The following is a 12,483-nucleotide window of genomic DNA, read 5'->3' as shown; positions in this document are numbered from 1 at the left end:
AGGTGACACCATGACCGGCGCCACCCCCGCGTCCGTACCGGCGGAAACCGCCGTTCGGCCGTCACCGAAGAGTCCGGCCTCCGCCGTACCGCCCCCCGCGGCCCGCAAACCCGCCCGACGGCGTGAACTCGGCGCCTGCGGCGTCCTGATGACCCCGTTCTTCATCCTTCTGGCGACCGTCTTCCTGATCCCGGTCGCCACCGCCGTCCAGCTGAGCTTCTTCAGCGACGACCAGCCCGGACTCGGCTTCGGACCTGAACGGACGGTCTTCGCCGGACTCCGCAACTACACCGCCGTACTGGCCGACCCCACCTTCCTCGGCGGTCTCGGCATCGTCGCCCTGTACTGCCTGGTCTACATCCCGCTGATGGTGGCCGGCGCCCTCGTGCTGGCGCTGCTGCTCGACTCCGGGGTGGTGCGCCTGCGGGGCACCGTCCAGCTCGCCCTGTTCCTGCCGCACGCCGTGCCGGGCATCATCGCGGCCCTGATCTGGCTGTACCTGTACACCCCCGGCATCAGCCCGGTCATCGACCTGCTCGGCAGGGCCGACATCACCATCGACTTCCTCGGGGTGCACACGGTGCTCCCGTCCATCGTGAACATCGCGCTGTGGAGCAACCTCGGCTACAACATGGTCGTGTTCTACGCCGCCCTGCAGGCGGTCCCCCGCGAGGTGATCGAGGCGTCCGTCGTCGACGGCGCGGGCCCCGTCCGCACGGCCCTCCAGGTCAAGACTCCGCTGGTGCGCTCGTCGATCGTGATGGTCGCGATGTTCACCCTCATCTTCGCGCTCCAGCTCTTCACCGAGCCGATGCTGCTCAGCCAGTCGACCCCGATGATCAACTCGCGTTTCTCCCCCAGCATGTACATCTACGACGCCGCCTTCACCCGCAACAACTACGGCCTCGCGGCCGCCGCCTCCGTCATCCTGCTCCTGTGCACCATCGCCCTCTCCTACGGCGTCACCCGCTGGACCAACCGCGCCGACGCCGCCGAGGGGGGCGCCCGATGAGCGCGTCGACCGTATCCCGCACCGCCTCGCCCCGGCGGCCCCGGCTCCTCGGACGCTCCGTCGTCAACCTGGTGGTCTTCGTCTCGGTCCTGTACACCCTGCTGCCGGTTCTGTGGCTGGTGCTCGCCTCGACGAAGGACAGGGACGCGTTGTTCAGCAGCGACATCCTGTCGCTGAGCGGCTTCTCCTTCGTCCGGAACATGAAGGACCTCTTCGCCACCGACGGCGGGCTGTACGGCCGCTGGTACGGCAACAGCCTGCTGTACGCGGTGCTCGGCGCGGCCCTGGGGGCGCTGATCAGCGTCGCCTGCGGCTACGCCTTCGACAAGTACCGCTTCGCGCACAAGGAGAAGCTGTTCGGCCTGGTGCTGGCCGCCGTCATGGTGCCGCAGACCGTACTCGCCCTGCCGCTCTACCTGATGGCCTCCGGCGCCGGCCTCGTGAACACCTTCTGGGCGGTCTTCATCCCCGTCCTGTTCAATCCGTTCGGTGTCTACCTGGGCCGGATCTTCAGCCGGGGATACGTACCCGACGAGGTGCTCGAGGCCGCGCGGATGGACGGCGCGGGCGAACTGGCCGCCTACTTCCGGGTGGCGCTCCGCATGCTGGGGCCGGGACTGGTGACCGTGTTCCTCTTCCAGCTCACCGCCATCTGGAACAACTTCTTCCTGCCCATGGTGATGCTCTCCGACCAGGACCTGTATCCGGTCAGCCTCGGCCTGTACTCCTGGAACAGCGCCGCGTCCGTGTCACCCGAGTACTACCCGGTCGTCGTCATGGGCTCGCTGCTTGCGGTCCTGCCTCTGATCCTCGCCTTCGCCCTGCTCCAGCGATTCTGGCGGTCCGGACTGACGGCGGGCGCCGTCAAGTGACCGCGCCGCCCCGCCCGGACCACCGCACAGGAGAACCATGCCCAGCACTCCCCCCGCACCCCGCCGGCCGCGCGCCGCGCTCGCCATGGGAGCGGACACCGCCGCCGCGGTGCTCACCCCCGACTCCCTGGCGGCGCTGGCCGAAGTGTGCGATCTCGCGCCTCTGCCCGCGATCGACGACTTCACGACCGACGAGGCCAGGGCCGTACTCGCGGACACGGAGGTCCTGATCACCGGCTGGGGCTGCCCGCCGGTCCACGCGGGCGTCCTGGCCGCCGCTCCCGCGCTGCGGGCCGTCGTGCACACGGCAGGCTCGGTACGCGGCCATGTCACCGACGCCTGCTGGGACAGGGGCATCGAGGTGTCGTCGGCCGCGGCGGCCAACGCGCTCCCGGTCGCCGAGTACACCGTCGCGATGATCCTGCTGTCCGGCAAGCGGGTCCTTGAGCGGGCCCGCGACTTCAGGGCCGCCCGCATGCGCGACGCGTGGCTCGCCACACCGGCCGACGTGGGCAACTACCGCCGCACGGTGGGCATCCTGTCCGCCTCGCTGATCGGCCGACGGGTGATCGAGCTGCTGCGGCCCTACGACCTGCGGGTGTTGCTGCACGATCCGTACGTCACGGACGAGGAGGCCGACGGGCTCGGCGTCCGCCCCGTCACCCTGGCCTCTCTCTTCGCGGAGAGCGACGTGGTCAGTGTCCACACCCCGCTGCTGTCCGAGACGACCGGGCTGGTCAGCTGCGGGCTCCTCGCTTCCATGCGGCCGGACGCCGTCCTGATCAACACCTCACGGGGGGCCGTCGTCGACCAGGACGCCCTCACCGACGCACTGCGGGCGGACCGGATCCGGGCGGTTCTGGACGTGACCGACCCCGACCCGCTTCCGGCCGACCACCCGCTGTGGAACTGCGACAACGCGACCATCACCCCTCACCTCGCAGGTTCCCAGGGCAACGAACTGCGGCGGCTGGCCGGCCTGGCGGTCGGCGAGGTCGCCCGCTGGGCCGCGGGCGACGGCTTCGCCCATCCCGTACGACGCGAAAGGCTGGCATTTCTCGCATGACCTCCACTCCCTTCCGGCTCCCCTCCGAGGACCGCGCGCGGAGCCCGCACACCGGCTACACCCGGGACCACTGGGAAGCGGTGGCGGACGGACTGCTGGGCGCCGCCTGGAAGTGGGCCACCCCCGGCCGGGCCCTCCTCGACCTGCCGGGCCGCCCCTCCCGCTCCGGGGTCCGGTCCGACGGCCTGGAGGGCTATGCCCGTACGTTCCTCACCGCCGCGTTCCGGGTCGCCGGCGCGAAGGGCGAGGACCCGCACGGCTGGCTGGAGCGGTACGCCGACGGGCTCACCGCCGGAACGCGCTCGGCCGGGCGGGACGACGCGGAGTCATGGCCACTGGTCCTGGACCACACCGTCTTCGGCCAGCCGATGGTGGAGTCGGCCTCGGTGGCGATCGGGCTGAGGCTGACCCGGCCGTGGCTGTGGGACCGGCTGGACGCCACCACGCAGGACCGTGCGGAGGAGTGGCTGCGGGGCGCCCTGCGGCACACACCCGCCCCCAACAACTGGTACCTCTTCCCCTTCTCCGTCGCCGGGTTCCTGGAGTCGGTGGACCGGGGCGACGCGGAGACGGCACGGGTCCGGCAGCGGGCGCTCGACCTGCTGGAGGTCTGGTATCGCGGCGAGGGCTGGTACGCCGACGGGGACGGGCGTGCCTTCGACCACTACAACGGCTGGGCGCTGCACCTGTATCCGGTGCTGGACGCGTACCTGTCGGGCGACGCGGGGCTGTCCGCGCACTACGGGGCACGGCTGAGCGAACATCTGGAGAGCTTCTCGCTGATGTTCGGCGCGGACGGCTCGCCACTGCACTTCGGGCGCTCCCTCACCTATCGTTTCGCGGCGGGCGCGGCGGTCGGGATGGGCGCGGTGTCCGGGCACACCCCGCTGGCGCCGGGCGTCTCGCGCCGGCTGATCAGCGGCTCGCTGCGGTATTTCCTGGAGCGTGGCTCGGTCGGTGACGACGGCCTGCTCAGCCTGGGCTGGCACGGCCCGCACGAGGCGACGCTCCAGGTGTACTCCGGTCCGTCGTCGCCGTACTGGGCGTCGAAGGCCTTCGTCGCCCTGCTCGCTCCGGCGGGACACCCGCTGTGGACCGCGGCCGAGGAACCGGCCCCGGGCGAGGGCCCGGACCGGGTACTGTCCCTGCCTTCTCCGGGGCTGCTGGTGCAGTCCACGCAGGCGGACGGCATCGTGCGGCTGCACAACCACGGGAGCGACCATGTCCGGCCGCACGAGGGCGAGACGGCGGATGTGTCGGATCCGCTCTACGCCCGCCTCGCCTACTCGACGGCCACCGGCCCCACGGCCTCCGCGAACGCCGCGGACAATCATCTCTCGCTACGGATCTCGGGTTCGCGCAGCAGCCGGGTCCGTATCCATCCTCTCGGGGCCGGGCACGGGGCGGGCTGGGGCTGGGCGGCGTCCTGGCACCGCCCGGTCTTCCCGGAGGGTCCGCCGGCCTGGCCCGGACTGCGGGTGGAGAGTGTGACCGTCGTCCGGGGGCGGTACGAACTGCGGGTGCACCGGATCCTGGGCGCCCCCGCAGGGACACTGGCCGAGCAGACGGGATGGGCGGCGGATCCGGGGGGCACGGTGCGCTCCGCGTTGCACGGGCTGCACGGCTGGGCGGGGTCGGAGGACGTACGGGCCCCGCAGGGCACGGCGTTCACCCGCTGGGCTGTGCTGCCCCGACTGGCCGCGGACGTGAAGGGCACCGAGGCGCTGGTGGCCCTGGCCTCACTCACCGCGGACCCCGAGGCCGGTCCTCTCGCCTCGGCGGCGAGCGTCCTGGAGGCGAGCGGGGAGGCGGTCGCGGTGCGGTGGGCCGACGACGGCGCGACGACCCGCGTCGGCTTCGCCCCGCTGGAGGTCACCCACGGCCCCTGAGAGCCGCGGCGCCGGGCACAGACGGCCGCCGTCGCGTGCGGGTCGCACGACGGCCGCCGTCGTGCCCGTGGCCGGTGACGCACGACCGCGAGGGAAACGGAAAGCGTCACTCGCCCTAACGGAAGACCACGGAATCAGTAATGCAGAGAAACGGTGCCCGAGGATTCGCGAAATACCCTCGAATCATTTTCAAAAAGCGCGTCGCGAGGTTACGCTGAGGCCGCTTCGCCGAGTGGCGCGGCGGCTGCGGAAACGCCTGGAGAGGGCGTCGGACTCAGCCTTCGGGGGGTGCGGGGGATCCGGGCTCGGCTCTGCCGTGCGGTGGAAGTGGCTGATGACACACATTCGTCCGCCCGCGCCGTTCATTCATCGAACGGCCCGACGGGAGCACCACCGAGCCATTACGAACCTTTCTCCGCAGACCTGGAATTTCCCTGACGACGAGCGAGGAATACCTGTGCGACGCATTACGTCCGTTTTTCTGTCCCTGAGCGCCGTTCTTGCCGCCTCCGTACTGGCCTCGCCCGCGGCCGGAGCCGCGCCCCTGGCCGGCAGACCGGCCGCCGTGCCCAGCGGCTGGGAGGCGGTGGACGGCGCCGAGCTGGCGCGCATCTCCGGGGAGGCAGCCACCCGGCGGACCCCGCTCACGGCCGGTGACGGCCTCTCCACCACGGCTGCGGAGACCGGACTCCTGGCCCTGCAGTCGGCCCGGAACGGACAGTTCGTCGCGACCGAGATGAATTACGCCGCCCCGAACACCGGGGTGCTGCGAGCCCGTTCCGCCGAGGTCGGCGGCGCCTGGGAGGGCTTCGGCTTCGAGTGGGACGAGGCTTCCCAGACGTACGCCGTCAAGTCCCTGGCGAACAACCGCTATGTGGCGGTCGAGAAGAACTTCACCGGCAGCGCGCAGAACGTGCTGCGTGCCCGCTCCACCAGCGCGGGCGGCTGGGAGCGGTTCGTCCTCTACCACAACGAGGTCCTGGACCGCTGGGCGCTCCAGTCCACGCTGAACGGGCTCTTCGTCGCCATGGAGAACAGTTACACCGGGACGCTCCAGTACTCGCTGCGCGCCCGCTCCACCGAGATCACCGGGTCCTGGGAGGAGTTCGCGCTCTACGGCCTCGGCGCCTGACACACGGCCGGCGTGCCTCGGTGCCTGCGGGTGCACGGGCACCGAGGCACGAGCCTTGCCAGGGTGTGTGGGAGGGCGTTCGCGATTCCGGGACGCCCCCCCGCATCCTGTTCACAGCAGCCACAGATGTCGGCTGAAAGATCGATCAGCCCACCGGGTCGGTGCCGTTCCAGCGCGGTGACGTCGAGGTCGGGGCCCGGGCCACGGCGACGGGCCCGGACTGCCAGCAGCCGGTGACCGTCAGCGAGACGGCTGCCGTCCGCCTGAGCCGGGGCTGACGTATCCCGGGGCCACGCCCGCCGGCCCCGCCCCCTGGATGCCGGGCCGGGGCCGCCCCGCGCCCTTCGTCCGGACCGGGTCTGGACCTGGGCGCGCGAGCCCGGCACGGTCCGGACGTGGGGCCCTAGGCGTCGGTGCGGATCACCACGGCGAGGGTGCGGGGGCCGTGGACGCCTTCCACCCGTTCCAGTTCGATGTCGGACGTCGCGGACGGGCCGCTGATCAGGGTCGTCGGCCTTTCCGGTACCAGGCGGGCGACCGCCTCCGGGACGCCCGCCACGACCGAGGACAGGTCGACGACGCACACATGGAGGTCGGGGACGAGGGAGAGCGCACGCCGGCCCTGGTCGGGTGATCCGTCCAGGAAGATCGTACCGGTCTCGGCGCAGCTGACGGCGGAGGCCGTCACCACGCCGTCCAGTGCGTCGAGGCCCGGCGCGGGGATGTCCGCGGAGTCCCGCTGGACCTCGCCGTCGTAGGCGCTGAGCCAGTGTGCGTCCAGCCCGTCCGGGACACCGATCCGCCGGGCGCCGCGCCCGCGCAGGATTCCGGCGATCACCTCGGCCGTGCGGTCGCCCGCGCAGGGGTGGACCTGCGCCTTGTAGTCGACCAGGCGGGCGGTGAGGAGCGCGAGGCGTTCACCGTCCGGGAGGGTGCGGCCGGTGCGGTACTCGCGGGGAATCCCGGTGCCGGGGGCGGGTGCGGGTGCGAGGGCCAAGGCGTCCCTGATCCGTCCGAGGACCGTGTCACGCGCGGTGGTCGTCACTGTTCCTCCTGATGGTCGCCGGCGCGTCGGGCTGCGCCCTCCTTCGCGGCTTCCCGCAGGGCGGCCGTGCCCTCGGCGGAAGCCAGCCAGGCGCGGAAGGACTGCCCGGGCGGGGCGGCGGTGTCGCGGCTGTCGCTCCAGCCGTCGAACGGTGCGGGCAGGTGCGAGAGGGTACGGTCGCGTCCGCCGACGCCGAGGGAACGGCTGAAGGAGGCGGCCTTCTGCGCGGCCGTGTAGATCCTGGGTGACTTCATCACGGCGGCGGCGGCTTTCATGGCCAGCTTCTCCGCCGTGGTTCCGGACCGTTCGGTGTGCTGGTGGCGCAGCTCGACGAGCATCGAGGGGATGTCGATCTTCACGGGGCAGGCGTCGAAGCATGCTCCGCAGAGGCTGGAGGCGTACGGCAGCGAGCTGTTGGGGTCGTCCTTCGCCTCGTGCATCCCGGCGAGCTGCGGGGTGAGTACCGCGCCGATCGGACCGGGGTACGTCGACCCGTAGGCATGGCCGCCCGCGCGTTCGTAGACGGGGCAGACGTTGAGGCAGGCCGAGCAGCGGATGCAGTTGAGCGCCTCGCGGCCGGTCGTGTCGGCGAGCGCGGCGGTACGGCCGTTGTCGAGGAGGACCAGGTGGAAGTCCTGCGGTCCGTCGCCCGGTGTCACGCCGGTCCACATCGAGGTGTACGGGTTCATCCGCTCGCCGGTCGAGGAGCGGGGCAGGAGCTGGAGGAAGACCTCCAGGTCCTGGTAGCGCGGCAGGACCTTCTCGATGCCCATCACCGTGATGAGGGTGTCCGGCAGGGTCAGGCACATCCGGCCGTTCCCCTCCGACTCGACCACCGTCAGGGTGCCGGTCTCGGCGATGCCGAAGTTGGCACCGGAGACGGCCACCTTGGTCGTCATGAACTTCTCACGCAGATAGGCGCGGGCCGCGGCGGCGAGGTGCGCGGGCACGTTGTCGAGATCCGGGTCGACGCCGGGGATCTCGTCCAGGAAGATCTGCCGGATCTCGTCGCGGTTGCGGTGGATCGCGGGTACGAGGATGTGCGAGGGCTTGTCGCCGGCGAGCTGCACGATGAGCTCGGCCAGGTCGGTCTCGTACGGGGTGATGCCGGCCGCTTCGAGGTGCTCGTTGAGGCCGATCTCCTGGGTGGCCATCGACTTGACCTTGATGACCTCGCTGCTGCCGGTCTCCCTGATCAGCCGCGTGACGATCTCGTTGGCCTCGACGCCGTCGCGCGCCCAGTGGACGGTGCCGCCGCGTTCGGTGACCTTCCGCTCCAGTTGTTCCAGGAGTTCGGGAAGCCGGTTCATGGTGTCGGTCTTGATGGCCGCTCCCGCGTCGCGCAGCCGCTCCCAGTCGGGGAGTTCACCGGTGACGTCGAGGTGCTTGGCCCGGATGGTGCGGGTGGCCCTGCCGAGGTTGCGGCGCAGCTGCTCGTCGCGGAGCTCGTCGTGGGCCGCCTCGGGGAACTTCCTGTCACCGCGCAGGTTTCCCGTGCCGTACGGGGAGCGGGGCGGGGTGGCGGGCATGCCGAGGAACGTGCTCATCGGGCGGCCTCCGTCAGGGTGTACGGCGCGGTGCGGGTGGATCCGAGGACCTGGGCGAGATGCAGGGTGCGGGTACCGGACTTGATGCGGGAGAGCCCGCCGCCGATGTGCATCAGGCAGGAGGAGTCACCGGCGGTGCACACGGCGGCGCCGGTGGACAGGACGTGACGCATCTTGTCCTGGAGCATGGCGGTGGAGGTCTCGGCGTTCTTCACCGCGAAGGTCCCGCCGAAGCCGCAGCAGGAGTCGGCCTCGGGAAGCTCGGCCAGGTCGATCCCCTCGACGGCGCGCAGGAGCTTCAGCGGCTTGTCACCGACCCGGAGCATGCGCAGGGAGTGACAGGTGGGGTGGTAAGTGACACGGTGCGGGAAGTACGCGCCGACGTGGGTGACTCCGAGGACGTCGACGAGGAGTTCGGAGAGCTCGTACGTCTTGGCCTTGACCGTGGCGACCCCGGCGCGCAGCGCGGCGTCCCCGTAGCGCTCGGCGACGATCTCGTGCTGGTGGCGGACCGACCCGGCGCACGAGCCGGACGGCATGACGACCGCGTCGATCGAGGCGTCACCGAACTGTTCGGCGAAGTTGCGCACCAGTGGAACGGGTTCGCGCTGGTAGCCGGTGTTGACGTGCATCTGGCCGCAGCAGGTCTGGTCCGGCGGGAAGACCACCTCGTGGCCCAGGCGGGCAAGCAGCACCGCGGTGGATTTCACCGCCTCCGGGAAGAGCGTGTCTCCCAGGCAGGTGGCGAAGAGTCCGATACGCATGGGGCCTCCCCGGTCTCTTTATGGTCCGACCATACTAGCCTCGGTCCTAGTGAGGAAGCCCGCGGGCACGCCCGGTGGTGGAGAACGCAACGGGGGCGGGGGCGGTGCGTCCGCACCGCCCCCGCCCCCGCCCCCGTTCGCAGCAGCGTGGCCGCGCTACCGGGCGTCGTTCCCGTCCACCAGCGTTCCGTGCAGGCCCCGGATGTGCTCTTCGACCAGGTCCGCCGCCTCGCCGCCCCGCCCCTCGCGCACCAGCCGCAGCAGCTGCGCGTGCTGGGAGTTCAGGGCACCCGCCGTCGCCGGCCAGTCCCCGGCCTCCTCCAGGGCCCGCAGGATCAGCGGCCGGACGGATTCGCGCACCGCCGAAGTGAGCGTGGAAGTGAGGGCGTTGCCCGAACTCCCGGCGATCAGCACGTGGAAGCGGGTGTCGAGATCGTTGAAGTCGGCGACCCCCACGTCCGGTTCGCCCATCCGCCGGACGAGTTCCGCCGCCGCGTCGAGGTCCTCGGTCCGGGCGTGCCGGGCGGCGGCCTCCCAGCTCGAGCGCTCCAGGACGACGCGTGCCTCCAGCACGTCGTGCAGGCCGTAACTGCCCAGCGCGAAGTGCAGACGCAGCAGACGGCCGAGCGCGTCGTCCGGGTTGCGGACGATGCGGGCTCCGGAGTCCGGGCCCCGGCCGGGCTGGGCGACCAGGACGCCGATGGTCTCCAGCACCCTGAGCGCCTCGCGCAGCGCGGACCGGCTGACGCCGAGCACGGGCGCGAGCTCCCGCTCGGGCGGCAGGCGGTCGCCCGCCTTGAGCTCTCCGGCGAAGACCCGCTCCTCGATGCTCTGGAGCACGAGCTCGTGAGTACGGGACTGCCGTACGGGTTGCCACTCCACGGGCATCCGCTACTCCCTGTTCCGGGCGATAAGCATGTTCCGACTATGTCACACAGATCGTGTGGTCGGACCAAAGTCCCGGAGGGAGCTCAACGGGAACCCGGCAGGCTGCCACGTGGCCTGTTCCGCTGCGGGTCGAGGAGCTGTCCCGCCATCCCCGCCACCACCAGCCCTGCGGCGATGAGCAGACCGTGACCGATGACGATGCCGGCCACCAGGCCGACGATCCCGGCGGCGAGCCACAGCCATGTCCGGCTGGGGCGGTGTCCGCGGGGCGTGCCGGCGTGTTCGGGGTGGTCGCTGCGGAGCCGGTCCTCGACACCGCGCAGCCGCTCGTCGTAGTGGGGCATGGTGACTCCCTCCCGGATCAGGATCCGTTGGGCTGGACTCCATCGTCCGGCCGTGCGGGTGCCCGGGACCATCGGGGCTGACACCCATGTCCGAGGGGGTGCGCCATGCAGACGTGGCCGGGAGGCCCGGGCCCGAGGGCCTGACCGGCGATAGTGGAGGGGGCGTCCGCCCGCAGACCCGTCCGAGGAGGCCGTGCGGTCTTGTCCCTGTTCTGGCGCATCTTCCTGCTCAACGCCGCGGTGCTGGTCGCTGCGGGGGCCCTGCTGCTGCTGGGCCCGATCACCGTGTCCGCACCGGTGGTGCTGACCGAGGCCCTGATCCTGGCCGGCGGCATGGCCCTGATGCTCGGTGCGAACGCGCTGCTCCTGCGCCTGGGACTCGCACCGCTGCAACGGGTCACCCGCGCGATGACGACCATCGACCTGTTGAGCCCGCGGCCGCGCCCGGAGGTCGCGGGCGAGGGCGAGGTGGCGGCCCTGATCGAGACGTTCAACAGCATGCTCGACCGCTTGGAGGCTGAGCGCGCGACCAGCAGCGCCCGTGCTCTCAAAGCCCAGGAGGCCGAGCGCCGCCGGGTCGCGCAGGAGCTGCACGACGAGGTGGGCCAGACCCTGACCGCGGTCCTGCTCGAGCTGAAGCGGGTGACCGGTCACGCCCCTGAACCTCTGCGCGAGGAGCTGGCCCAGGTCCAGGAGATCACCCGGGGGAGTCTCGACGAGATCCGCCGGATCGCACGCCGTCTGCGCCCCGGGGTACTGGAGGAGCTGGGACTGGTCAGCGCGTTGACGGCTCTCGCCACGGAGACGCCGGTACCGAACGGCCTGACGATCAGGCGGCGGCTGGAGAGGGACCTGCCACCGCTCGGCGAGGAAGCGGAACTCGTCGTCTACCGCATCGCGCAGGAAGCGGTCACGAACACCGTCCGTCACGCCGGGGCCACCCTGCTCGAACTCTCCCTGTACCGCAGCGCCGACGGGGTGGAACTCCGCATCCGTGACGACGGCCGGGGCCTGGGGGACGCCGCCGAGGGAGCCGGCCTGCGCGGCATGCGCGAACGCGCCCTGCTCATCGGTGCCACACTCGGTATCGCCGCCGGTGTGACGGGCGGCACCGACGTACGCCTCGACGTGCCCGTACGGAACGGAAGCGCCTGACCATGCCGCACTCCCCCGCCGGGTCCGGGAGGACCCGCATCCTGCTCGCCGATGATCACGCCCTGGTCCGTCGCGGGGTGCGGCTGATCCTCGACGGCGAACCGGACCTCCAGGTCGTCGCCGAGGCGGGTGACGGCGCCGAGGCCGTCGAAATGGCGCGCGCCGAGCGCCCCGACCTGGCCGTCCTCGATATCGCCATGCCGCGCATGACGGGCCTCCAGGCGGCCCGGGAGCTGTCCCGGGTCATGCCGGAGCTGCGGATCCTGATGCTCACCATGTACGACAACGAGCAGTACTTCTTCGAGGCACTGAAGGCCGGCGCCTCGGGCTTCGTACTGAAGTCCGTCGCCGACCGGGACCTCGTCGAGGCGTGCCGTGCGGCCATGCGCGACGAGCCGTTCCTCTATCCGGGTGCGGTCACCGCCCTCATCCGTAACTACCTGGAGCGGGTCAGGGACGGCGGCGGCGTACCGGAGCGGACGATCACCGAGCGCGAGGAGGAGATCCTCAAGCTGGTCGCCGAGGGCCACTCGTCGAAGGAGATCGCCGGCCTGCTCGTGATCAGCGTCAAGACCGTCGAACGCCACCGGGCCAACCTGCTGCAGAAGCTGGGGCTCCGTGACCGCCTGGAACTCACCCGGTACGCGATCCGGGCCGGTCTGATCGAACCGTGAGGGCCGGGGCCCCGCATGCGCGCACCCGGCACGGGCAGCGGCCGGGTGGCCGCCACCCGCACACGACCGGCGGATCCCGGCGACCGTTCGCCAGG

12 protein-coding genes are annotated in these 12,483 nt (G+C 71.4%); 7 read left to right on the top strand and 5 right to left on the bottom strand.

The window, feature by feature from the left end:
- Positions 1-10 precede the first annotated feature (10 nt).
- The 5 genes from ACF1FZ_RS20625 (at position 11) to ACF1FZ_RS20605 (ending at position 5,971) form a co-directional block, all read left to right on the top strand.
- The gene (locus ACF1FZ_RS20625) at positions 11-1,012 is read left to right on the top strand and encodes a carbohydrate ABC transporter permease (RefSeq protein ID WP_391774836.1); all 1,002 of its coding nucleotides are present in this window, start codon (positions 11-13) and stop codon (positions 1,010-1,012) included.
- The gene (locus ACF1FZ_RS20620) at positions 1,009-1,884 is read left to right on the top strand and encodes a carbohydrate ABC transporter permease (protein WP_391774835.1); all 876 of its coding nucleotides are present in this window, start codon (positions 1,009-1,011) and stop codon (positions 1,882-1,884) included. The genes ACF1FZ_RS20625 and ACF1FZ_RS20620 overlap by 4 nt, the downstream gene beginning before the upstream one ends.
- A 37-nt stretch (positions 1,885-1,921) precedes the next feature.
- Positions 1,922-2,950: a hydroxyacid dehydrogenase gene (locus tag ACF1FZ_RS20615; RefSeq protein ID WP_391774834.1), complete on the top strand. Its 1,029-nt coding sequence runs from the start codon at positions 1,922-1,924 to the stop codon at positions 2,948-2,950.
- Entirely contained in the window at positions 2,947-4,839 is a 1,893-nt protein-coding gene (locus ACF1FZ_RS20610) for a DUF2264 domain-containing protein (RefSeq protein WP_391774833.1), read from the top strand. The genes ACF1FZ_RS20615 and ACF1FZ_RS20610 overlap by 4 nt, the downstream gene beginning before the upstream one ends.
- A gap of 457 nt (positions 4,840-5,296) precedes the next feature.
- Positions 5,297-5,971: a hypothetical protein gene (locus ACF1FZ_RS20605; RefSeq protein ID WP_391774832.1), complete on the top strand. Its 675-nt coding sequence runs from the start codon at positions 5,297-5,299 to the stop codon at positions 5,969-5,971.
- A 403-nt stretch (positions 5,972-6,374) separates the two neighbouring features.
- On the opposite strand, the gene ACF1FZ_RS20600 is transcribed toward ACF1FZ_RS20605, so the two are convergent.
- From ACF1FZ_RS20600 to ACF1FZ_RS20580, 5 genes are all read right to left on the bottom strand, one after another.
- Positions 6,375-7,016 carry a lactate utilization protein C gene (locus ACF1FZ_RS20600; protein ID WP_391774831.1) on the bottom strand — a complete coding sequence of 214 codons (642 nt, stop codon included), beginning with the start codon at positions 7,014-7,016 and terminating at the stop codon, positions 6,375-6,377.
- Positions 7,013-8,563, bottom strand: a complete 1,551-nt coding sequence (locus ACF1FZ_RS20595; RefSeq protein WP_391774830.1) for a lactate utilization protein B — start codon at positions 8,561-8,563, stop codon at positions 7,013-7,015. Before ACF1FZ_RS20595 ends, ACF1FZ_RS20600 begins: the two co-directional genes overlap by 4 nt.
- Positions 8,560-9,327, bottom strand: a complete 768-nt coding sequence (locus tag ACF1FZ_RS20590; protein WP_391774829.1) for a (Fe-S)-binding protein — start codon at positions 9,325-9,327, stop codon at positions 8,560-8,562. Before ACF1FZ_RS20590 ends, ACF1FZ_RS20595 begins: the two co-directional genes overlap by 4 nt.
- A 156-nt stretch (positions 9,328-9,483) precedes the next feature.
- Positions 9,484-10,215 carry a FadR/GntR family transcriptional regulator gene (locus ACF1FZ_RS20585; protein WP_391774828.1) on the bottom strand — a complete coding sequence of 244 codons (732 nt, stop codon included), beginning with the start codon at positions 10,213-10,215 and terminating at the stop codon, positions 9,484-9,486.
- An 83-nt stretch (positions 10,216-10,298) separates the two neighbouring features.
- Positions 10,299-10,559 (bottom strand): hypothetical protein, encoded by a 261-nt coding sequence (locus tag ACF1FZ_RS20580; RefSeq protein WP_391774827.1) that lies wholly within the window; start codon positions 10,557-10,559, stop codon positions 10,299-10,301.
- Between the two features lie 201 nt (positions 10,560-10,760).
- On the opposite strand from ACF1FZ_RS20580, the gene ACF1FZ_RS20575 reads away from it, so the two are divergent.
- A complete protein-coding gene (locus ACF1FZ_RS20575; protein ID WP_391774826.1) occupies positions 10,761-11,714 on the top strand; it encodes a HAMP domain-containing sensor histidine kinase in 954 nt (317 codons plus the stop codon).
- 2 nt (positions 11,715-11,716) lie between these two features.
- Positions 11,717-12,388, top strand: a complete 672-nt coding sequence (locus ACF1FZ_RS20570; protein WP_391774825.1) for a response regulator — start codon at positions 11,717-11,719, stop codon at positions 12,386-12,388.
- Positions 12,389-12,483 lie beyond the last annotated feature (95 nt).

Source organism: Streptomyces sp. NPDC014623 (assembly GCF_043088245.1).
In the GTDB taxonomy this organism is placed as follows: Bacteria; Actinomycetota; Actinomycetes; order Streptomycetales; family Streptomycetaceae; genus Streptomyces.
This window is presented reverse-complemented; position numbering and strand designations above follow the sequence as displayed.

What these genes read in the sequence shown, in the direction of transcription:
- ACF1FZ_RS20625 (WP_391774836.1), top strand. Translation starts at nt 11, where the DNA reads ATGACCGGCGCCACCCCCGCGTCCGTACCGGCGGAAACCGCCGTTCGG.
- ACF1FZ_RS20620 (WP_391774835.1), top strand. Translation starts at nt 1,009, where the DNA reads ATGAGCGCGTCGACCGTATCCCGCACCGCCTCGCCCCGGCGGCCCCGG.
- ACF1FZ_RS20615 (WP_391774834.1), top strand. Translation starts at nt 1,922, where the DNA reads ATGCCCAGCACTCCCCCCGCACCCCGCCGGCCGCGCGCCGCGCTCGCC.
- ACF1FZ_RS20610 (WP_391774833.1), top strand. Translation starts at nt 2,947, where the DNA reads ATGACCTCCACTCCCTTCCGGCTCCCCTCCGAGGACCGCGCGCGGAGC.
- ACF1FZ_RS20595 (WP_391774830.1), bottom strand. Translation starts at nt 8,563, where the DNA reads ATGAGCACGTTCCTCGGCATGCCCGCCACCCCGCCCCGCTCCCCGTAC.
- ACF1FZ_RS20590 (WP_391774829.1), bottom strand. Translation starts at nt 9,327, where the DNA reads ATGCGTATCGGACTCTTCGCCACCTGCCTGGGAGACACGCTCTTCCCG.
- ACF1FZ_RS20585 (WP_391774828.1), bottom strand. Translation starts at nt 10,215, where the DNA reads ATGCCCGTGGAGTGGCAACCCGTACGGCAGTCCCGTACTCACGAGCTC.
- ACF1FZ_RS20580 (WP_391774827.1), bottom strand. Translation starts at nt 10,559, where the DNA reads ATGCCCCACTACGACGAGCGGCTGCGCGGTGTCGAGGACCGGCTCCGC.
- ACF1FZ_RS20570 (WP_391774825.1), top strand. Translation starts at nt 11,717, where the DNA reads ATGCCGCACTCCCCCGCCGGGTCCGGGAGGACCCGCATCCTGCTCGCC.